We start from the raw sequence: 19,722 nt of genomic DNA, 5'->3' as shown, positions 1-19,722 counted from the left end.
GCGACACAGCTCGCCCCCCCCCCGGCGGAACCGTAGGCCGGGTCGGGCGGCGCTCCACTGAGGCGCGTAGCGCAAGCCGAAGCGTTGCCTGACACGTCGCCCGTTGGGCTTCGCTGCGCTCAACCCAACCTACGGCTCTGGCGGTTCAGCTATGTGCCGAGGGCGGCGCCATCGCTTTGCGGCTCTCGATCACCTGGCGCCAGGTCGGCGTGCCGCTGCCCTCGTCGCTCGCCTGCTGCATGGCGCGGATGCGGCGCTTTTCGGCACGGCGCGAGAGGTACCAGGCGAGGAAGGTGGCCAGCGATACGCTGAGCAGGATCAGGCTGGCCACCGCATTGATTTCCGGCTTCACGCCCAGGCGCACGGCGGAGAAGATCTCCATCGGCAACGTGGTCGAGCCCGGCCCGGAGACGAAGCTGGCCAGCACCAGGTCGTCCAGCGACAGGGCGAACGAAAGCATGCCGCCGGCCGCCAGCGACGGCGCGATCATCGGCATGGTGATCAGGAAGAACACCTTCCACGGCCGCGCGCCGAGGTCCATCGCCGCCTCCTCGATGGACAGGTCCAGCTCGCGCAGGCGCGCCATCACCACCACCGCGACGTAGGCCGAGCAGAAGGTGGTATGGGCGATCCAGATGGTCACCAGGCCGCGCTGCGCCGGCCAGCCGATCAGCTGGGCCATGGCGACGAACAGCAGCAGCAGCGACAGGCCGGTGATCACCTCGGGCATCACCAACGGCGCGGTGACCAGCCCGCCGAACAGCGTGCGGCCACGGAACACTGGGATGCGCGTGAGCACGAACGCCGCCATGGTGCCCAGCGCCACCGCGGCGATGGCGGTGTAGGCGGCGACTTCCAGCGAGCGCATCACCGCGCCCATCAGCTGGGCGTTGTCGAGCAGGCCGGCATACCACTTCAGCGACCAGCCACCCCATACCGTCACCAGCCGCGAGGCGTTGAACGAGTAGATGACCAGGATCACCATCGGCAGGTAGATGAACAGCAGGCCGAGCATCAGGATCAGGTTGGAGAAGCTCCAGCGTTTCATGGCGTGCCCTCGGGACGGGTCGAACGGGACGGGTCCGCGCAGGTGCGGGCCTGCTCGCAATGGCGGACGTTCGTGCCATCCGGGATCGCCAGCAAGCTGGCTGCTACTGTCGCGGTCATAGCTTGCCCTCCAATTCCTTGGCCTGGTTCCGGTTGAACAGGATGATCGGTACCAGCAGGATCGCCAGCATCACCACCGCCAGCGCCGAGGCCACCGGCCAGTCGCGGTTGTTGAAGAATTCCTGCCAGAGCACCTTGCCGATCATCAGCGTCTCCGGGCCGCCGAGCAGTTCGGGAATGACGAACTCGCCCACCACCGGGATGAACACCAGCATGCAGCCGGCGATGATGCCGTTCTTCGACAGCGGCACGGTGATCTTCCAGAAGCGGGTGAGGTTGCGCGCGCCAAGGTCGGACGCGGCTTCCAGCAGGCTCGGGTCGTGCTTCACCAGGTTGGCGTAGAGCGGCAGGATCATGAACGGCAGGTAGGAATAGACCACGCCGATGTACACCGCCAGGTCGGTATTGAGGATCTGCAGCGGCGAATCGATCAGGCCGATACCCAGCAGCAGGCTGTTGAGCAGGCCGTTGCTGCTGAGGATGCCCATCCAGGCATAGACGCGGATGAGGATCGCGGTCCAGGTCGGCATCATGATCAGCAGCAGCAGCACGGTCTGCAGGTCCTTGCGCGCGCGGGCGATGGCGTAGGCCATCGGGTAGCCGACCAGCAGGCACAGCAGGGTGCTGAAGAAGGCGATCTTCAACGAGCCGGCATAGGCGGCCAGGTAGAGGTCGTCCTCGCTGAGGAAGATGTAGTTGCCCAGGTTGATCAACACCTGCAGCTGCTGCTCGGCGTAGCTGAAGATTTCCGTGTACGGCGGAATCGCCACGTCGGCCTCGGAGAAGCTGATCTTCAGGACGATGGCGAACGGCAGCAGGAAGAACAGGAACAGCCACAGGAAGGGAACGCCGATGACCAGCCGGCGCCCGCTGTTCAGCCGTGCCCGGCTCATGCCTGCAGCACCACGCCGCTGTCGCTGAGCCAGTGCAGGTAGACCTGCTCTTCCCAGGTCGGCCATTTCACGTGGCGCTCGGCGTTGGCGACGAAGGCCTGCAGCAGCGTCCCCGATTCCAGCTTGATGTAGTACACCGAGTGGCCACCGAGGTAGGCGATGTCATGCACCACGCCCTGCACCCAGTTGTAGCCGGCCAGCTCGAGCACCGGCTTGTCCAGGCTCATCAGCAGCTTCTCCGGGCGCAGGGCGTAGGTCACACGCTTGTCCTCGGCGCGGGTGCTGATGCCGTGGCCGACATAGATCGGCCGTTCCAGTTGCGGACAGTCGATCACCGCATGGTCCTCGGCGTCTTCGATCAGCTCGCCGTCGAACAGGTTGACGTTACCGATGAATTCGCAGACCAGGCGGCTGGCCGGTGTCTCGTAGATGTCCATCGGACTGCCGACCTGGGCGATCCAGCCCTGGTGCATGATGGCGATGCGTTCGGCCATGGTCATGGCCTCTTCCTGGTCGTGGGTGACCATCACGCAGGTCACGCCGACGCGCTCGATGATCTGCACCAGCTCCAGCTGCATCTGCGAGCGCAGCTTCTTGTCCAGCGCGCCCATCGGCTCGTCGAGCAGCAGCAGCTTGGGCCGCTTGGCCAGCGAGCGCGCCAGTGCCACGCGCTGGCGCTGGCCGCCGGAGAGCTGGTGCGGCTTGCGCTTGGCGTACTGGGTCATCTGCACCAGGCCGAGCATTTCCTTGACCCGCTCGTCGATCTCAGCCTTGGCCAGGCCATCCTGTCGGAGGCCGAAGGCGATGTTCTGCTCCACGCTCATGTGCGGGAACAGCGCATAGGACTGGAACATCATGTTGATCGGCCGCTCGTAGGGCGGCAGGTCGGTGATGTCCTGGCCGTCGAGGAAGATGCGCCCCTCGGTGGGCCGCTCGAAGCCGGCGAGCATGCGCAGCAGCGTCGACTTGCCCGAGCCCGAGCCGCCGAGCAGGGCGAAGATCTCGCCCTGGTGGATGCTCACCGAGACGTCGTCGACCGCCACCGTCTCGTCGAATTTCTTGGTGACGCGATCGATCTTCAGCAGCACCTGCTTGTTCTTGCTCTCGCCGCTGAGGGCTTTCTTGTAGGCGCTGGAGGCAACGGCCATGCGCGAACTCCCGAAATGAAAAGGTTGGCCCGGCCTGCGCCGGATATCTGGTGGTCGTTGCTGCGGGCGCGCCGCACGCGGCGCGCCCTGGGATTCACTTGCCGGATTTCACCTTGGTCCAGCTGCGGGTCATCAGGCGCTGGACCTTCGGCGGCAGCTCGGCCGAGACGTAGAGCCGGTCGAGCACTTCCTGCGGCGGATACACCGAGGCGTCCTCACGGACGTCCTGGTCCATCAGTTCGCCCGCCTTGAGATTGGGGTTGGCGTAACCGACGTAGTCGCTCACCGCGGCGATCACCTCGGGGCGCAGCAGGTAGTCGATGAAGGCATGCGCCTCTTCGACGTTTTCGGCATCGGCGGGGATGGCGAGCATGTCGAACCAGAGGTTGCCGCCCTCCTTGGGAATCGCATAGGCGATCTCGATGCCCTTGCCGGCTTCCTCGGCGCGGGCGGCGGCCTGGAACACGTCGCCGGAGAAGCCGGCGGCGACGCAGATGTTGCCATTGGCGAGATCGGAAATGTACTTGGACGAGTGGAAATAGCGCACGTGCGGGCGTACCGCCAGCAGCTTCTGCTCGGCCTTCTGGTAATCGGCGGCGTTCTCGCTGTTGGGGTCCAGGCCCAGGTAATTGAGCATGGCCGGGATCATCTCGTCGGCCGAATCGAGGAAGGCGATGCCGCAGCTGGCCAGCTTCTCGGCATTCTCCGGCTCGAAGATCGCCGCCCAGGAGTCGATCTCGTCGACGCCGAGGGCCGCCTTGACCTTCTCGACGTTGTAGCCGATGCCGTTGGTGCCCCACAGGTAGGGCGCCGCATGGGCGTTGCCGGGGTCGTTCTTCTGCAGTTGCTTGAGCAAGGCCGGGTCGAGGTTTTCCCAGTTCGGCAGCTTGCTCTTGTCCAGTTCCTGGAAGGCACCGGCGCGAATCTGCTTGCCGAGGAAGTGGTTGGACGGCACCACCACGTCGTAGCCGCTGCGCCCGGCCAGCAGCTTGCCTTCGAGGGTCTCGTTGGAGTCGAAGACGTCGTAGACCGGCTTGATGCCGGTCTCCTTCTCGAACTCTTCCAGCGTCGTTTCGCCGATGTAATCCGACCAGTTATAGATGTGCACCGAGGCGGCCTGGGCGGTGGCGGTACCGGCGATGGCGGCGGCGATGATCAGCGACTTGAGGGTCGAGCGCATGGGATGAGTCCTCTTGTTACAGGCCGCACGTTATCCCGGCGGGAAAGGCGGGCTATTTATTGGAAAAACCTCTGGAAATCAACAGATTTGACACGACGACCAATGCGGTCGCGAAAGAAAGGAATGCGGGAACGGGCGACGAGCGGCGGGAAAGGCGTTTCCATCGTTTTCCTCGCGGTGGGGTCGCTCCGCCAGCCGGCGTAGCGGAGCGGTCTCGGGCCTGGTCAGGCCAGGCCGCGTGAGCGGGCCCGGCCTGGCCGAAGCGGATCAGCGACCGGACTTGATCTTGGTCCAGCTGCGGGTCATGGCCCGCTGGGTCTTCGGATCGAGGTCAGGGAAGGTGTAGAGCTTCTGCAGCACCGCCTGGCTCGGGTAGATGCCCGGGTCGGTGCGGATCGCCTCGTCCACTAGCGGGGTCGCGGCAGCGTTGCCGTTGGGGAACTGCACGTAGTCGGTGATCGACGCCATGACCTCCGGCTTCATCAGGTAGTCGAGGAAGGCGTGGGCATTGTCGACGCTCTTCGCATCGGCCGGGATCGCCAGCATGTCGAAGAAGCTGCCGGCCCCTTCCTGCGGGATCTTGTAGCCGACGTTGACGCCGTTGGCCGCCTCTTCGGCGCGCGACTTGGCCTGGTAGATGTCGCCGGAATAGCCGATGGCGACGCAGATGTTGCCGTTGGCCAGGTCGGAGATGTACTTGGAGGAGTGGAAGTAGGCCACGTGCGGGCGGATCTGCATGAACAGCTCCTCGGCCTTCTTCAGCTCGTCGGCCTTGCCGCTGTCCGGGGCATAGCCCAGGTAATGCAGGGCGGCGGGGAGGATCTCGGTCGGCGAATCGAGGAAGGAAACGCCGCAGGACTTCAACTTCTCGATGTTCTCCGGCTTGAACACCAGGTCCCAGCTGTCCACCGGCGCGTTGTCGCCGAGCACGGCCTTGACCTTGTCGACGTTGTAGCCGATGCCGATGGTGCCCCACATGTAGGGAATCGAGTACTGGTTGCCCGGATCGCTCGGCTCCAGCGCCTTGAGCAGGTCCTTGTCGAGGTTGTCCCAGTTCGACAGCTTGGCCTTGTCCAGCTTCTGGAACACGCCGGCCTTGATCTGCTTGGCCAGGAAGGGGTTGGACGGCACCACCACGTCGTAACCGGAGCTGCCGGCCAGCAGCTTGGCTTCCAGCACCTCGTTGCTGTCGAAGACGTCGTAGACCACCTTGATGCCGGTTTCCTTGGTGAAGTTCTCCAGGGTGTCTTCGGCGATGTAGTCGGACCAGTTGTAGACGTGCAGTACCTTTTCCTGGGCCTGCGCAGCCCCGGCGACGGTGCCGGCCAGCGTCATGGCGAATAGGGTCTTGGCGAAGGGATTCATCCGTGCAGCTCCTGTTGTCATCGTTTATATCGGGGCAGTGGAACAGGCCAATGAACGCCGCGGCCTGGCGGCGTGCCGGCATCGACACACCGCGCGGCAGGTCTGGCCATGAGCACGCGCGCAGTCTGGCAAGGTCGGGGGCGTTTTTTCAACAAGCCCAACGCATGCCGGCCACACAATCGACAACCTTAGCCCAGGACATCCGTGGCCGTCGCATCCAGGCAGCGCCTGACCTTGCCGATCAACTCGTCGATCTCCGCTTCGCCGATCACCAGCGGCGGCGAGATGATCATGGTGTCGCCGACCGCGCGCATCACCAGGCCGTTGCGGAAGCAGTGCTCGCGACAGAGCATGCCCACGCCCGGCTCGGCGAAACGCTCGCGGGTCTTCTTGTTCTTCACCAGCTCCAGGGCGCCGAGCATGCCGACGCCACGGGCCTCGCCCACCAGCGGGTGTTCGAGCAGTTCCTGCCAGCGTGATTGCAAATAAGGTGCCGTTTTCGCCTTGACCCGCTCGACGATCTTCTCCTCGCGCAGGATGCGGATGTTCTCCAGCGCCACCGCGGCGGCCACCGGGTGCCCCGAGTAGGTGAAGCCGTGGTAGAACTCGCCGCCCTCGTTGAGGGTCTGCACCACTTCGTCGCGCACCACCACGCCGCCCATGGGGATGTAGCCGGAGGTCAGGCCCTTGGCGATCGGCATCAGGTCCGGTTTCAGCCCGTAGTAGTCGCTGCCGAACCATTCGCCGGTGCGGCCGAAGCCGCAGATGACCTCGTCGGCGATGAACAGGATGTCGTGGCGCGCGAGGATTTCGCGGATCTTCGGCCAGTAGCTGTCCGGCGGGATGATCACGCCGCCGGCGCCCTGGATCGGTTCGGCGATGAAGGCCGCCACCTTGTCCTCGCCCACCTCGAGAATCTTGCGCTCCAGCTGCTCGGCGACGCGCAGGCCGAACGCGTCCGGGTCCATGTCGCCGCCCTCGCCGAACCAGTAGGGCTGGTCGATGTGCTCGATGCCGGGGATCGGGAAGTCGCCCTGGCCGTGCATGGCCTTCATCCCGCCGAGGCTGGCGCCGGCCACGGTCGAGCCGTGGTAGCCGTTCCAGCGGCCGATGACCACCTTCTTCGCCGGCTTGCCCTTGATCGCCCAATAATGGCGCACCATGCGCAGCACGGTGTCGTTGGCCTCCGAGCCCGAGCCGGTGAAGAACACGTGGTTCATCCCGTCCGGCGCGATGTCGGCGATGGCCTTGGCCAGCGCCACGGCCGGCGGGTGCGCGGTCTGGAAGAACAGGTTGTAGTAGGGCAGCTCGCGCATCTGCCGGGCCGCCGCCTCGACCAGTTCCTCGCGGCCATAGCCGACGTTGACGCACCACAGCCCGGCCATGGCGTCGAGGATCTTGTGCCCCTCGCTATCCCACAGGTACACGCCGGAGGCCCGGGTGATGATGCGCGTGCCCTTGGCGTTCAGCGCCTTGTAGTCGGTGAACGGCGGCAGGTGATGGTCGCGGCTCAGGGCTTGCCAGTGCAGGGTTTGCGAATCGCTCATCGGTCACCTCTTGGTCTTGTGTGCATGATCGGCGGATGAAGAGAGCATCATCCCCCTACGGCTCACGTAGGGTGAATCGCGCTTCACCGATCCACCGGATAGCGCGCCACCGAACGGAGTCACGGTGGATGTAAAAAGCGACATCCACCCTACGACTGCTTTACACCGACAACATCAGGAACTCGCGCTCCCAGGAGCTGATGACGCGGTGGTAGTTCTCCTGCTCGGCGCGCTTGACCGCGACGTAGCCGGTGATGAATTTCGGGCTCAGGTACTTCTCCAGCTCGCGGCAGGTTTCCATCCGCTCCAGCGCCGCTTCCAGGGTCAGCGGCAGGCGCAGGTTGCGCCGCTCGTAGCCACGGCCCTTGACCGGCTGGCTCGGCGGCAACTGCTCGACCATGCCGATGTAGCCGCACAGCAGGCTGGCGGCGATGGCCAGGTAGGGGTTGGCGTCGGCGCCGGCCAGACGGTTCTCCACCCGCCGGTTCTGCGGGTCGGAATCCGGCACGCGCAGGCCCACCGTGCGGTTCTCCTCGCCCCACTCGACGTTCACCGGCGCCGAGGTGTCGGGCAGGAAGCGGCGGAACGAATTGACGTTGGGGGCGAACATCGGCAGCAGCTCGGGGATGTACTTCTGCAGGCCGCCGACGTGGTGCAGGAACAGCTGGCTCATCGAGCCGTCGGGGCTGGAGAAGATGTTGCGCCCGGTTTCCAGCTCGATCACGCTCTGGTGCAGGTGCATGGCGCTGCCCGGCTCGCCGGTCATCGGCTTGGCCATGAAGGTGGCGGCGACATTGTGCTTGAGCGCCGCCTCGCGCATGGTGCGCTTGAACACCAGGATCTGGTCGGCCAGGTGCAGCGCCTCGCCATGACGGAAGTTGATTTCCATCTGCGCGGTGCCTTCCTCGTGGATCAGCGTGTCCAGGTCCAGGCCCTGGGCCTCGCACCAGTCGTACATGTCCTCGAACAGCGGGTCGAACTCGTTGGCCGCATCGATGGAGAACGACTGGCGGCCGGTCTCCTGGCGGCCCGAGCGGCCGACCGGCGGCTGGAACGGCAGGTCCGGGTCCTCGCAGCGCTTGGTCAGGTAGAACTCCATCTCCGGCGCGACGATCGGCTGCCAGCCCTTGTCGGCGTACATCTTCAGCACGCGCTTGAGAATATTGCGCGGCGACAGCTCGATGGGATTGCCCATCTTGTCGTAGGTGTCGTGGATCACCTGGGCGGTGGGCTCGATGGCCCAGGGCACGAGGAACACCGCGTTGGGATCGGGGCGGCAGAACATGTCGATGTCGGCCGGGTCGAGCAGCTCGTAGTAGATGTCGTCCTCGACGTAGTCGCCGGTGACGGTCTGCAGCAGCACGCTCTCCGGCAGGCGCATGCCGCGCTCGTCGAGGAACTTGTTGGTCGGTGAAATCTTGCCGCGGGCAATGCCGGTCAGATCGCTGATCAGGCATTCCACTTCGGTGATCTTGCGTTCTTTCAGCCAGCCGGTGAGCTGGTCGAGCTGGATACTCATGGTGACCTCGAATGGGGGTGAGTCGACCGTCAGCGTGTTCGGGCGTGCTCCCGACAGGCCTCGGCGAAGCCCTGGAACAGCGCCAGGTAATGGGGGTGCTCGTGCACCTTCCATTCCGGATGCCACTGTACGCCCAGAGCGAAGCTGCGCGCATGCTCGACGGAGAACGCCTCGATCAGCCCGTCGGGTGCCAGCGCCTCGATGCGCAGGCCGTCGCCGAGGCGCTCGACGCCCTGGCCGTGCACCGAGTTGACGCTGATCTGCGCCGGCAGGCCAAGACGCTGCAGCAGGCCGCCCGGCTGCACGTGCAAGGCATGGCTGAGGCCGTACTGCAGCTCCAGCGGGTCGTCGGGATTCTCGCGGTGGTCCTGGTAGGGACCGGCCTCATGGACCTTCTGGTGCAGGCTGCCGCCGAAGGCCACGTTCATTTCCTGGAAGCCCCGGCAGATGCCGAACACCGGAATCCCGGCCTCGACCGCGGCGCGGATCAGCGGCAGGGTCAGGCGGTCGCGCGACGGGTCGTGCGGGGTGCCCGCAGCGCTCGCCGGCCCGCCATAATGATGGGGCTCGACGTTCGACGGCGAGCCGGTGAACAGCAGGCCGTCGAAGTTTTCCAACAGGGCGGCCGGCTCGATCAGCTCGTCCAGGGCCGGAATCACCAGTGGCACGCCGGCGATCGCCGCGGCGCGCAGGTACTTGTCGCCGGCGATATGGAAACTGTGGGAGCCGATCTGCTTGGTACAGGCGCTGACGCCGATCAGGGGCATGCGAGGCATGGGATACTCGTTAGTCGGATGGGGCATACCGGAGAGTAGTCTTGTTCATTTTTATAGACAATAGCCCGCCTCTCCGGCCCATGCCCGCGTCACGCGCGACCTGCCGCGCCAGCCCAGGGCGCCCCAAAATAGGCCCAACGTGGGCACTCACGGGGCATCCGGGTGCGACTATTGACAGCGCAGAGGCTTTTCGATTGACTCACAGACAAGCATCTGATGATTGAAATTTTTAACAATTAAGGTACTTCATCATGGCCCCCCCGCCGCGTGCCGTTCAGCTCAACGAAGCGAACGCGTTTCTCAAGGAACACCCGGAGGTTCAGTACGTCGACCTGCTGATCACCGACATGAATGGAGTGGTGCGCGGCAAGCGCATCGAGCGCGCCAGCCTGCACAAGGTCTATGAGAAGGGCATCAACCTCCCCGCCTCGCTGTTCGCCCTCGACATCAACGGCATCACCGTGGAAAGCACCGGCCTGGGCATGGACATCGGCGACTCCGACCGCACCTGCTTCCCGATCCCCAATACCCTGAGCAAGGAACCCTGGCAGCGCCGCCCCACCGCGCAGTTGCTGATGACCATGCACGAGCGCGACGGCGCGCCGTTCTTCGCCGACCCGCGCGAAGTGCTGCGCCAGGTGGTGGGCAAGTTCGACGAACTCGGCCTGACCATCTGCGCCGCCTTCGAGCTGGAGTTCTATCTGATCGATCAGGAGAACATCAACGGCCGGCCGCAGCCGCCGCGCTCGCCGATCTCCGGCAAGCGCCCGCACTCGACCCAGGTCTACCTGATCGACGACCTCGACGAATACGTCGACTGTCTGCAGGACATCCTCGAGGGCGCCAAGGAACAGGGCATCCCCGCCGACGCCATCGTCAAGGAAAGCGCCCCGGCACAGTTCGAGGTCAACCTCCACCACGTCGCCGACCCGATCAAGGCCTGCGACTACGCGGTGCTGCTCAAGCGGCTGATCAAGAACATCGCCTACGACCACGAGATGGACACCACCTTCATGGCCAAGCCCTATCCGGGCCAGGCCGGCAACGGGCTGCACGTGCACATCTCGCTGCTGGACAAGCAGGGCAACAACATCTTCGCCACCGACAACCCGCTGGAAAGCCAGCCGCTGCGCCATGCCATCGGCGGCCTGCAGCAGACCATGGCGGCCTCGATGGCCTTCCTCTGCCCCAACGTCAATTCCTACCGCCGCTTCGGCGCCCAGTTCTACGTGCCCAATGCGCCGTGCTGGGGCATGGACAACCGCACCGTGGCGCTGCGCGTGCCCACCGACAGCCCCGATGCCGTGCGCATCGAGCACCGCGTCGCCGGCGCCGATGCCAATCCCTACCTGCTGCTGGCGGGCATCCTCGCCGGCGTGCACCACGGCCTGACCAACAAGCTCGAGCCGGACCAGCCGATCGAGGGCAACTCCTACGAGCAGGTCGAGCCGAGCCTGCCGACCAACCTGCGCGACGCCCTGCGCGAGCTGGACGACAGCGAGATCATGGCGCGCTACATCAGCCCCGACTACATCGACATCTTCGTCGCCTGCAAGGAGAGCGAGCTGGCCGAGTTCGAGCATTCGATCTCGGACCTGGAATACAACTGGTACCTGCATACGGTCTAAGAGCAGCTGGAAGCAAGCGTAGGGTGGATGTCGTTTTCACATCCACCATGACGCCACCCGTCAGGTCAGCGAAGCGTGACCAGCCTACGATCTACACCACGGTAAGGCTGGGTGAGCTTTTTCTTCCAGCTTCAGGCTTCCAGCTGCTCCTCCGAACGACATCGCCTAGAATCACTCCATTTCCGAAAGCCCCAACCCAGCGAGGCCGCCATGTCCCGTACCGTTACCGTCGCCGCCACCCAGATGGCCTGCTCCTGGGATCGCCAGGCGAACATCGCCAACGCCGAGAAGCTGGTGCGCGAAGCCGCCGCCAAGGGCGCGCAGATCATCCTGATCCAGGAACTGTTCGAGACGCCCTACTTCTGCCAGAAACCCAATCCCGAGTACCTGCAGCTGGCCACCAGCGTCGAGGACAACCCGGCCATCCAGCATTTTTGCAAGGTCGCCGCCGAGCTGCAGGTGGTGCTGCCGATCAGCTTCTTCGAGCAGGCCGGGCGCGCGCGCTTCAACTCCATCGCCATCATCGATGCCGACGGCGCGCTGCTCGGCGTCTACCGCAAGAGCCATATTCCCGATGGCCCGGGCTACCACGAGAAGTACTACTTCAACCCCGGCGACACCGGTTTCAAGGTCTGGAACACCCGCTACGCGAAGATCGGCGTGGCCATCTGCTGGGACCAGTGGTTCCCCGAAACCGCGCGCAGCATGGCGCTGATGGGCGCCGAACTGCTGTTCTACCCCACCGCCATCGGCAGCGAGCCGCATGACCCGACCATCACCTCGCGCGAGCACTGGCAGCGCGTGCAGCAGGGCCACGCCGGCGCCAACCTGATGCCGCTGGTCGCCAGCAACCGCATCGGCAAGGAAGAGCAGGACGGCTACGACATCACCTTCTACGGCTCGTCGTTCATCGCCGACCAGTTCGGCGCCAAGGTCGAGGAGATGGACCAGACCAGCGAAGGCGTGCTGGTGCACGAATTCGATCTCGACCAACTGGAACACATCCGCAGCGCCTGGGGCGTGTTCCGCGACCGTCGGCCGAACCTCTACGGCCCGATCAGGACCCTGGACGGCTCGCAGCCCTCCGCCTGAGCCACAGCCATTCGTAGGGTGGAAAACCGCGCAGCGTTTTCCACCGTTCGGAAACCAGCGGTGGAAAACGCCTGCGGCCGTTTTCCACCCTACCCACGGACATCGCCATGACCACCCTGAGCACCACACCCCGCACCGACGGCTACTTCATGCCCGCCGAATGGGCGCCGCACAGCCAGACCTGGATGGTCTGGCCGCAGCGCCCGGACAACTGGCGCGAACAGGCCGCACCGGCGCAGGCCGCGTTCGCCGCGGTGGCCAAGGCCATCGCCCGCTTCGAGCCGGTGACCGTCTGCGCCAGCGCCGCGCAGTACCATGCCGCCCGCGCGGCGCTCGACGATCCGCGCATCCGCGTGGTGGAAATGAGCAGCGACGACGCCTGGGTGCGCGATACCGGGCCGACCTTCGTCATCGACGGCCGCGGCGGCCTGCGCGGCGTCGACTGGACCTTCAACGCCTGGGGCGGCAAGGACGGCGGGCTCTACGCCGACTGGCAGCGCGACGACGAAGTGGCCGAGAAGATCCTCGAGATCGAGCGCTGCGAGCGCTACCGCACCGAGGGTTTCGTGCTCGAGGGCGGCTCGATCCACGTCGACGGCGAAGGCACCCTGATCACCACCGAGGAATGCCTGCTCAACCGCAACCGCAATCCGCATCTCTCGCGCGAACAGATCGAGCAGGTGCTGCGCGAGCACCTGGCGGTGGACAGCATCATCTGGCTGCCGCACGGCCTGTACAACGACGAGACCGACGGCCACGTCGACAACTTCTGCTGCTTCGTGCGCCCCGGCGAAGTGCTGCTGGCCTGGACCGACGACCCGGCCGACCCCAACTACGAACGCTGCCAGGCCGCCATGGCCGTGCTCGAGCGGGCTCGCGACGCCAGGGGCCGGGCCATCACCGTGTACAAAATGCCGATCCCCGGCCCGCTGCATGCCAGTGCCGCGGAATGCGCCGGCGTGGCGGCGCTGGATGGCAGCCAGCCGCGCGACCCGTCGATCCGCCTGGCCGGCAGCTACGTGAACTTCCTGATCGTCAACGGTGGCATCATCGCGCCGGCCTTCGGCGACCCGTTGGATGGCGAAGCCCAGCGTATCCTCGCCGAGGTCTTTCCCGAGCATGGGGTGGTGATGGTGCCGGGCCGCGAAATCCTGCTCGGTGGCGGCAACATCCACTGCATCACCCAGCAGCAGCCGGCGCCGCTTCCGCGCTGACGCATCCAATCCCGCAGGCAGGCGCGTGCGCAGCAGCGAGGGGGTGCGGATGGATTTCCTGGTGAATCTCGATGTGGACGACCTGGAACGGGCCGTCGACTTCTACAGCACGGTGTTCGACCTGCGCGTCGGGCATCGCCTGGGCGGCTTCGCCGTCGAGCTGCTCGGCGGCCCGGCGCCGATCTACCTGTTGCGCAAGGAGCCCGGCACGCCAGCCTCAGCCACGGCGAAGCCCCCGCGCCGCAGCTACGCGCGACACTGGACACCGCTGCACCTGGATTTCGTCGTCGACGACATCGAATCGGCCGTGGCCAGGGCGATTGCCCATGGCGCACGCCTCGAACAACCGGCGCAGAGCCACGAATGGGGCAGGCTGGCGCTGCTGGCCGACCCCTTCGGCCACGGCTTCTGCCTGATCGAGTTCCTCGGCCGTGGCTACGATGAGCTGACCAGGTAGGTTGGGTTGAGGCGCGCAGCGCCGAAGCCCAACACGGGTACGCCGCACCCCATTCCTGCATGACACTCCGCGCATTGGGCTTCGCTGCGCTCAACCCAGCCTACGATCTACGCGCGCCGGCCAATCCACGCCCGCGTATCAGGCCACGATCACCTGGTTCTTGCCCAGGCGCTTGGCCTGGTACATCGCCGCGTCGGCGCGAGCGAACACCGCGCTCAGCTCGGCATCGTTGGCCTTGAGGTAGGTCAGGCCGAGGCTGGCGGTGACGCGGAAACGTTCGCCGCTGTCGGCGGTGAACACCACCCGTTCGATCTCGCGCTGCAACCGTTCGGCGATCTGCTCGGCCAGGTCCGGCTGGCAGCCCGGCAGCACGGCGGCGAACTCCTCGCCGCCGATGCGGCCGAACAGGTCGCTCTGGCGCAACGCCGCGGCCCCGCAGCGGGCCACCTTCTGCAGCACCTGGTCGCCCATCTGGTGGCCATGGGTGTCGTTGATGCGCTTGAAGTCATCGATGTCCAGCAGCAGGAACGCCAGCGGCGTGGCGAATTGCCGGGCATGATCGAATTCGCGGCGAGCGCAGTCGAAGAAGTGCCGGCGGTTGCTGCTCTGGGTCAGCACATCGGTGGTGGCCAGGCGCTGCAGTTCGCCCTCGAGCTGCTTCTTCTCGGTGATGTCCTCGGCGATGCCGACGATGATCGGGCCCTGGCCATGCTCGGCGCGGCGGCCGAGGAAGCACTTGTCGCTCAACCAGCGCAACTGGCCGTCGCCACGGATGATGCGGTACTCGCGGGTTTCCACGGCGCCTTCGTCGAGCACGGCGAGCAGGCTCTTCTGCGCGTAGTCCAGGTCGTCGGGATAGATCGCGTTGCGCCATTCGCCGTAGTCGGCCAGCAGCAGCGCCGGCGAACGGCCGAAGATGCACTCGTAGGCCGGGCTGACATAGATCATCCGCTGGGCCTGCCAGTCGAAGGCCCAGAGTACGGCATTGACGCTGCCCAGCAGCGTGCTGAACAGCTGCTCGCGTTCGCCCAGCCGTGCGGCTTCCGCCCGCGCATGCATCAACGCCAGCAAGGTCTGCGCATCGCCGCCCGGCAGCATGCCCACTCCCGCATCACTTCGATTGCTCGCCAACTGCATGGTCTTCTTCCTGAACGACCGCTGCGCGCCGGCAGCGGTACTGCATTGATTGGAATGCAGTTCAGAGAGCCGGCAGGCGACAAAGTTCCGGCTGACGCAACGGCGGGCGATCGCGCCGATCGAAGGTCAGGCGGGTACGACGGACGGCCGCAGCGAGTAGGTGCGCAGGTGCTCGGCGAATTCGCGCAGCGACTGGATGCCGCTGGCCTCGGCGTCGTGCACCCACTGCTTGATCGCCGCCAGCATGTCGTGGCCGTTGGCGCTGGTGCGCGTCCAGATCTGCTGCAAGGCCAGACGCTTCTCGTAGATCACCTTGAGCGCCTGGCTCTGCGCCAGCATGACCTCGATATGCGCCTGCTGCTCCCGTTGCAGCAGGCTCGGCTCGCGCGCCAGCAGGCGCTTGGCGCGGCGCAGCCGATGGCGCAGCGAGGCATCGGCGCGGCCGAGCTCCTGCCGTACCAGCGGCACGATCACCAGCCGGCGGTACTGCGCCATGATCTGGAAGCGGTTGTTGAGGATCGCCATGGCGCTGTCCATGTCCAGCTGGCGCTTGCCCTCGATGCGGTGGGCGATCGGCGCGGTGCGGTTGACCCTGGCCAGGCCGAGCAGACTGAACAGGCGGATCCAGGCCCAGCCCATGTCGAACTCCCATTTGCGCACCGAGAGCTTGGCCGAGTTCGGGTAGGTGTGGTGGTTGTTGTGCAGCTCCTCGCCGCCGATGAGGATGCCCCAGGGCAGCAGGTTGGTCGCCGCGTCGCGGCACTCGAAGTTGCGATAGCCGACCGCGTGGCCGAGGCCGTTGACCACCCCGGCGGCCCAGAACGGGATCCAGATCATCTGCACTGCCCAGATCGTCAGCCCCAGCGCACCGAACAGCGCCAGGTCGATGGCCAGCATCAGCACGATGCCGGCATTGGGCAAGCGGGAGTAGAGGTGGCGCTCGAGCCAGTCATCCGGGCAGTTCTTGCCGTAGATGCGCAGCGTTTCCTCGTTCTTCGCCTCGGCCATGTACAGCTCGGCGCCCTTGCGCAGCACCGTGCCCAGGCCCTTGTGCACCGGGCTGTGGGGATCGTCGGGGGTTTCGCACTTGGCGTGGTGCTTGCGGTGGATGGCGGTCCATTCGCGGGTGTTCATCGCCGTGGTCAGCCACAGCCAGAAACGGAAGAAATGCTTGAGCGCGGGATGCAGCTCCAGCGCGCGGTGTGCCGAATAGCGGTGCAGGTAGACGGTGACACTGACAATGGTGATGTGCGTCAGCAGCAGCGCGGCCGCAATAAGCTGCCAGACCGAGAGGTCGAGTAAACCGGTGTGCCACATGGATAGTGCTGCCTCGATAGTGAACGAGCGGTTCCAGGGGAAACCCTGCTGCGCGCAGCCTAGCACTCCCGCGCGGCGAATCGAGCCGGGCGGCCTGCCGACCGTCGCCTGGCTGATGATTTTTTAGCCAGATTCGGCTGCAATCGCCACGGCCTCGCGGCCTCGGCGGCGGTCGCTATCGATAGTAATGGCATAGAGCTATCATTGTACTTTTTTCAACCGGAATCGCGGCTCCATGCACTCGTCGTACCTCTGCCTCGGGCGCCTTCCCCGCCGCGTACCACCGGGCGTCGCCAGGCGTCGCACGCATCACCGAAACACCCGCCGATGAGCACACCTCACTGGACATTCGCGATCGGCAGCCTGCTGCTCGCCCTGTTGTTCGGCAGCCTGGCGCTCAACGATTACCAGGCCCGCGACGCGGCCTGGCGGCTGGAAATCGAAACCCATGGCGAGCTGCAGAGCCTGGCGCTGCAGAGCGCCCAGCTCAGCCAGCTCCGCCAGGCCGACATGGTCGCCACCGCCCTGGCCGGCAATGCCGAAGTGCTGCGCCGAATGCGCCGCATCGACACCCTGTTGCGCACTGGCGCCCCGCTGGACGGTGCGCGGATCGACGCCTTGCGCCAGCGCCTGCGCGCCACGCTGGCCCCCGCCTGGGAGTCGATGCAACGCCACCAGGCCCTGCACCTGCAGCTATGGGACGCCAGGGGCGTCGCCATCCTGCGCATGCAGCGCCCCGACGCCTTCGGCGATGCGCCGGCGGCCCAGCGGCCGCTGCTGCGCCGGGCATTGGCGGAAGGTGCCGTGCAATCCGGGCTGGAAGTCGACCAGCTCGGTGCCAGCAGCCGCACCATCGTCCCACTGCACGCCGCCGACGAGCCCGGCAGTCCGCTCATCGGTGCGCTGGAAGTCGGCTACGACGCGCTGCCGAAGCTGGACGACCTCGGCGACCAGTTGGCCGCCGGCCTCGCCCTGATCATCGACCAGCAGGCACTGCGCGCCGCGCAGGTCGACCCGCCGAGCGGCGTGCGCCTGGGCCGCGACAGCGACTGGCTGCTGGTCGGCCTCTCGGCCACGCAGATCCTGCACTGGGCGCAGATGGACATGCTGCCCGAACCGGAGAGCGGCATGGCGCTGCGCCTGCTGGAGGCCGACGGGCGCACCTTCCTGCTCAACCAGATCCCGCTGCAGGACGGCCGCTCCTCCGCACCGAAGGCCGCGGCGCTGGTCTGGCGCGACATCAGCGCCATGCAGCGCGAACACCGCCAGGCCGAGCAGCGGCTGCTGGTGAAATGGAGCCTGGCCTGGCTGATCGCCGAAGCGCTGCTGCTGCTTCTGGCGATCCTGCTGCAGCGGCGCAGCGCCGTGCGCAAGCAGCATCGGCTGGCGCAGCGACAGGAGGCGCGCCGCCGCCAGCGCCTGCTCGACCGCGCACAGAAGATCGCCAGCCTGCTGCCGGGCATGGTGTTCCAGCTCAAGCGTTTCGCCAATGGACGCTACGCGTTCCTCTACGTCAGCGAAGGCGCCCGCGAACTCTACGGCATCGAGCCGAGCCTGCTGGCCGAGGATGCCGGCCGGGCGCTGGCAGACGTGTACCCGCCGGACCTGCCGCACCTGCGCGCCGCGCTGCTGCGCCTGGCCACCGCTCCGGGCAGCGGCGCGGTCGAATTCCGCATCCACCACCCGCTGCGCGGGATGCTCTGGGCCGAGGGCCGCGCCACGGCCGAGCGCCTGAGCGACGGCGCGGTGGTCTGGCACGGCTTCATCACCGAGATCACCGAGCTGATGGAGGCCACCCGCGCCCTGCAGAAGAGCGAGAGCCGCTTCCGCGCGATGGTCGGCAACCTCCCGGGCGTGGTCTACCGCTGCCGCAACGACGGCCAGCGCCGGATGAGCTACCTCAGCAGCGGTATCGAGCGGCTGACCGGCTACCCCGCCAGCGATTTCCTCGGCGACCGCGCGCGCAGCTATGCCAGCCTGATCCATCCCGAGGACCGCCCACTGGCCCGGCAGACCCCGGAACAGGACGTGTTCGAGGGCATCTACCGGCTGCTCAACGCCGACGGCCAGACCGTCTGGGTGCGCGAGAAGGCCCGCGTGCTGCGCGAGCGCGACGACCCCACCGGCTGGTGCGACGGCTTCATCTGGGACGTCACCGCGCAGGCGCTGGCGCAGGAGGAGATGCAGGAGCGCGAGCGCTACCTGAGCCTGCTGATCGCCAACGTGATCGACGCCATCGTCATCATCGACGCCCGCGGCATCATCGAGACCTTCAACCACGCCGCCGAACAGATCTTCGGCTACAGCGCGCAGGAGGTCCTCGGCCGCAACCTGTCGATGCTGATGCCCGAACCCGATCGCTCCGCCCACGACGGCTACCTGGCCGCCTACGCGCAACGCGGCACGCCGCGCGCGCTGGAGCAGAACCGCGAACTGACCGCCCTGCGGCGCAACGGCGAGACCTTCACCATCGAGTTGCGCGTCTCACAGATCACCCACCACGGCGAACGCAAGTTCATCGGCCTGGTGCGCGACATCACCGAGCGCAAGCGTATCGAGCGGATGAAGAGCGAACTGGTGTCCATCGTCAGCCACGAGCTGCGCACGCCGCTGACCTCGATTTCCGGCGCCCTCGGCCTGATCGTCGGCGGTGCGCTGGGCGAGCCGCCGGCGGCGATGCGCCAGATGCTGCTCATCGCCCACCAGAACAGCCTGCGCCTGGGCCGGCTGATCGACGACCTGCTGGACATGGACAAGCTGGTCGCCGGCAAGATGACCTTCGCGCTCGGCACGCATTCGCTGGCGCAGCAGCTGGAACAGGCGATCGCCAGCAACCAGGGCTATGCCGCGCAGCACGAGGTGCGCTTCGTCCTGCTGCCGGTGGCGGACCTGCAGATCGTGGCGGACGACGACCGGTTGCAGCAGGTACTGGCCAATTTCATCTCCAATGCCGTCAAATTCTCCCCCGTGGGCGGCGTCGTGGTGCTGAGCGCCGAGCGCCGCGGCGACTGGGCGCGGATCAGCGTCCGCGACCAGGGGCCAGGCATCGCGCAGGCGTTCCATGCACGCATTTTCCAGAAGTTTTCCCAGGCGGACTCCTCCGATACCCGGCACAAGGGCGGCACCGGCCTGGGCCTGGCCATCAGCAAGGAACTGGTCGAACACATGCACGGGCGCATCGGCTTCGAGTCCGAACCCGGCCATGGCGCCTGTTTCTGGTGCGAGCTGCCGCTCGCCACGACGCTAACCTCATGAAAAAAGCCCCGCATCATCACGGAGACC

At 66.3% G+C, this 19,722-nt stretch carries 15 protein-coding genes; 5 read left to right on the top strand and 10 right to left on the bottom strand.

The features are described 5' to 3' along the window. Nucleotides 1–145 precede the first annotated feature (145 nt). The 8 genes from CXK94_RS03695 to CXK94_RS03660 all read right to left on the bottom strand — a co-directional run bounded on the left by CXK94_RS03695 (nucleotide 146) and on the right by CXK94_RS03660 (nucleotide 9,595). On the bottom strand, nucleotides 146–1,048 hold the full coding sequence (locus CXK94_RS03695) for an ABC transporter permease subunit (protein ID WP_037043565.1): 903 nt from the start codon (nucleotides 1,046–1,048) through the stop codon (nucleotides 146–148). Nucleotides 1,049–1,163: 115 nt separating this feature from the next. Further along, nucleotides 1,164–2,060, bottom strand: a complete 897-nt coding sequence (locus CXK94_RS03690; protein WP_037043567.1) for an ABC transporter permease subunit — start codon at nucleotides 2,058–2,060, stop codon at nucleotides 1,164–1,166. Beyond that, nucleotides 2,057–3,208, bottom strand: coding sequence for an ABC transporter ATP-binding protein (locus tag CXK94_RS03685; RefSeq protein ID WP_102893310.1), 1,152 nt, complete (start codon nucleotides 3,206–3,208; stop codon nucleotides 2,057–2,059). The genes CXK94_RS03690 and CXK94_RS03685 overlap by 4 nt, the downstream gene beginning before the upstream one ends. 94 nt (nucleotides 3,209–3,302) lie before the next feature. Beyond that, complete coding sequence (locus tag CXK94_RS03680) at nucleotides 3,303–4,388, bottom strand: polyamine ABC transporter substrate-binding protein (protein WP_037043569.1); 1,086 nt, start codon at nucleotides 4,386–4,388, stop codon at nucleotides 3,303–3,305. 267 nt (nucleotides 4,389–4,655) lie between these two features. Then, complete coding sequence (locus tag CXK94_RS03675) at nucleotides 4,656–5,753, bottom strand: polyamine ABC transporter substrate-binding protein (RefSeq protein ID WP_102893309.1); 1,098 nt, start codon at nucleotides 5,751–5,753, stop codon at nucleotides 4,656–4,658. A gap of 188 nt (nucleotides 5,754–5,941) precedes the next feature. Beyond that, nucleotides 5,942–7,300: an aspartate aminotransferase family protein gene (locus tag CXK94_RS03670; RefSeq protein WP_102893308.1), complete on the bottom strand. Its 1,359-nt coding sequence runs from the start codon at nucleotides 7,298–7,300 to the stop codon at nucleotides 5,942–5,944. Nucleotides 7,301–7,460: 160 nt separating this feature from the next. Continuing rightward, nucleotides 7,461–8,819: a glutamine synthetase family protein gene (locus CXK94_RS03665; RefSeq protein ID WP_037043579.1), complete on the bottom strand. Its 1,359-nt coding sequence runs from the start codon at nucleotides 8,817–8,819 to the stop codon at nucleotides 7,461–7,463. Nucleotides 8,820–8,848: 29 nt separating this feature from the next. Continuing rightward, the gene (locus CXK94_RS03660) at nucleotides 8,849–9,595 is read right to left on the bottom strand and encodes a gamma-glutamyl-gamma-aminobutyrate hydrolase family protein (RefSeq protein ID WP_037043582.1); all 747 of its coding nucleotides are present in this window, start codon (nucleotides 9,593–9,595) and stop codon (nucleotides 8,849–8,851) included. A 251-nt stretch (nucleotides 9,596–9,846) separates the two neighbouring features. On the opposite strand from CXK94_RS03660, the gene CXK94_RS03655 reads away from it, so the two are divergent. The 4 genes from CXK94_RS03655 to CXK94_RS03640 all read left to right on the top strand — a co-directional run bounded on the left by CXK94_RS03655 (nucleotide 9,847) and on the right by CXK94_RS03640 (nucleotide 13,986). Beyond that, on the top strand, nucleotides 9,847–11,223 hold the full coding sequence (locus CXK94_RS03655) for a glutamine synthetase family protein (RefSeq protein ID WP_102893307.1): 1,377 nt from the start codon (nucleotides 9,847–9,849) through the stop codon (nucleotides 11,221–11,223). Nucleotides 11,224–11,433: 210 nt separating this feature from the next. Continuing rightward, a complete protein-coding gene (aguB, locus tag CXK94_RS03650) occupies nucleotides 11,434–12,315 on the top strand; it encodes an N-carbamoylputrescine amidase (RefSeq protein ID WP_102893306.1) in 882 nt (293 codons plus the stop codon). Between the two features lie 107 nt (nucleotides 12,316–12,422). Further along, nucleotides 12,423–13,529, top strand: coding sequence for an agmatine deiminase (gene aguA, locus CXK94_RS03645; RefSeq protein ID WP_102893305.1), 1,107 nt, complete (start codon nucleotides 12,423–12,425; stop codon nucleotides 13,527–13,529). Nucleotides 13,530–13,578: 49 nt separating this feature from the next. After that, nucleotides 13,579–13,986, top strand: a complete 408-nt coding sequence (locus CXK94_RS03640) for a VOC family protein (RefSeq protein WP_102893304.1) — start codon at nucleotides 13,579–13,581, stop codon at nucleotides 13,984–13,986. A 138-nt stretch (nucleotides 13,987–14,124) separates the two neighbouring features. Here the strand turns inward: CXK94_RS03640 and CXK94_RS03635 are convergent, their stop codons facing one another. Both CXK94_RS03635 and desA read right to left on the bottom strand, forming a co-directional pair. Beyond that, nucleotides 14,125–15,123 (bottom strand): GGDEF domain-containing protein, encoded by a 999-nt coding sequence (locus CXK94_RS03635; protein WP_102893303.1) that lies wholly within the window; start codon nucleotides 15,121–15,123, stop codon nucleotides 14,125–14,127. Nucleotides 15,124–15,249: 126 nt separating this feature from the next. Further along, entirely contained in the window at nucleotides 15,250–16,440 is a 1,191-nt protein-coding gene (desA, locus tag CXK94_RS03630) for a delta-9 fatty acid desaturase DesA (protein ID WP_102893302.1), read from the bottom strand. A 327-nt stretch (nucleotides 16,441–16,767) separates the two neighbouring features. Here desA and CXK94_RS03625 point away from each other — a divergent pair, with 327 nt between their 5' ends. Continuing rightward, a complete protein-coding gene (locus tag CXK94_RS03625; RefSeq protein ID WP_102893301.1) occupies nucleotides 16,768–19,695 on the top strand; it encodes a PAS domain-containing sensor histidine kinase in 2,928 nt (975 codons plus the stop codon). Nucleotides 19,696–19,722: the final 27 nt, after the last annotated feature.

It is taken from the genome of Stutzerimonas stutzeri, from assembly GCF_002890915.1.
GTDB lineage: Bacteria > Pseudomonadota > Gammaproteobacteria > Pseudomonadales > Pseudomonadaceae > Stutzerimonas > Stutzerimonas stutzeri_AF.
This window is presented reverse-complemented; position numbering and strand designations above follow the sequence as displayed.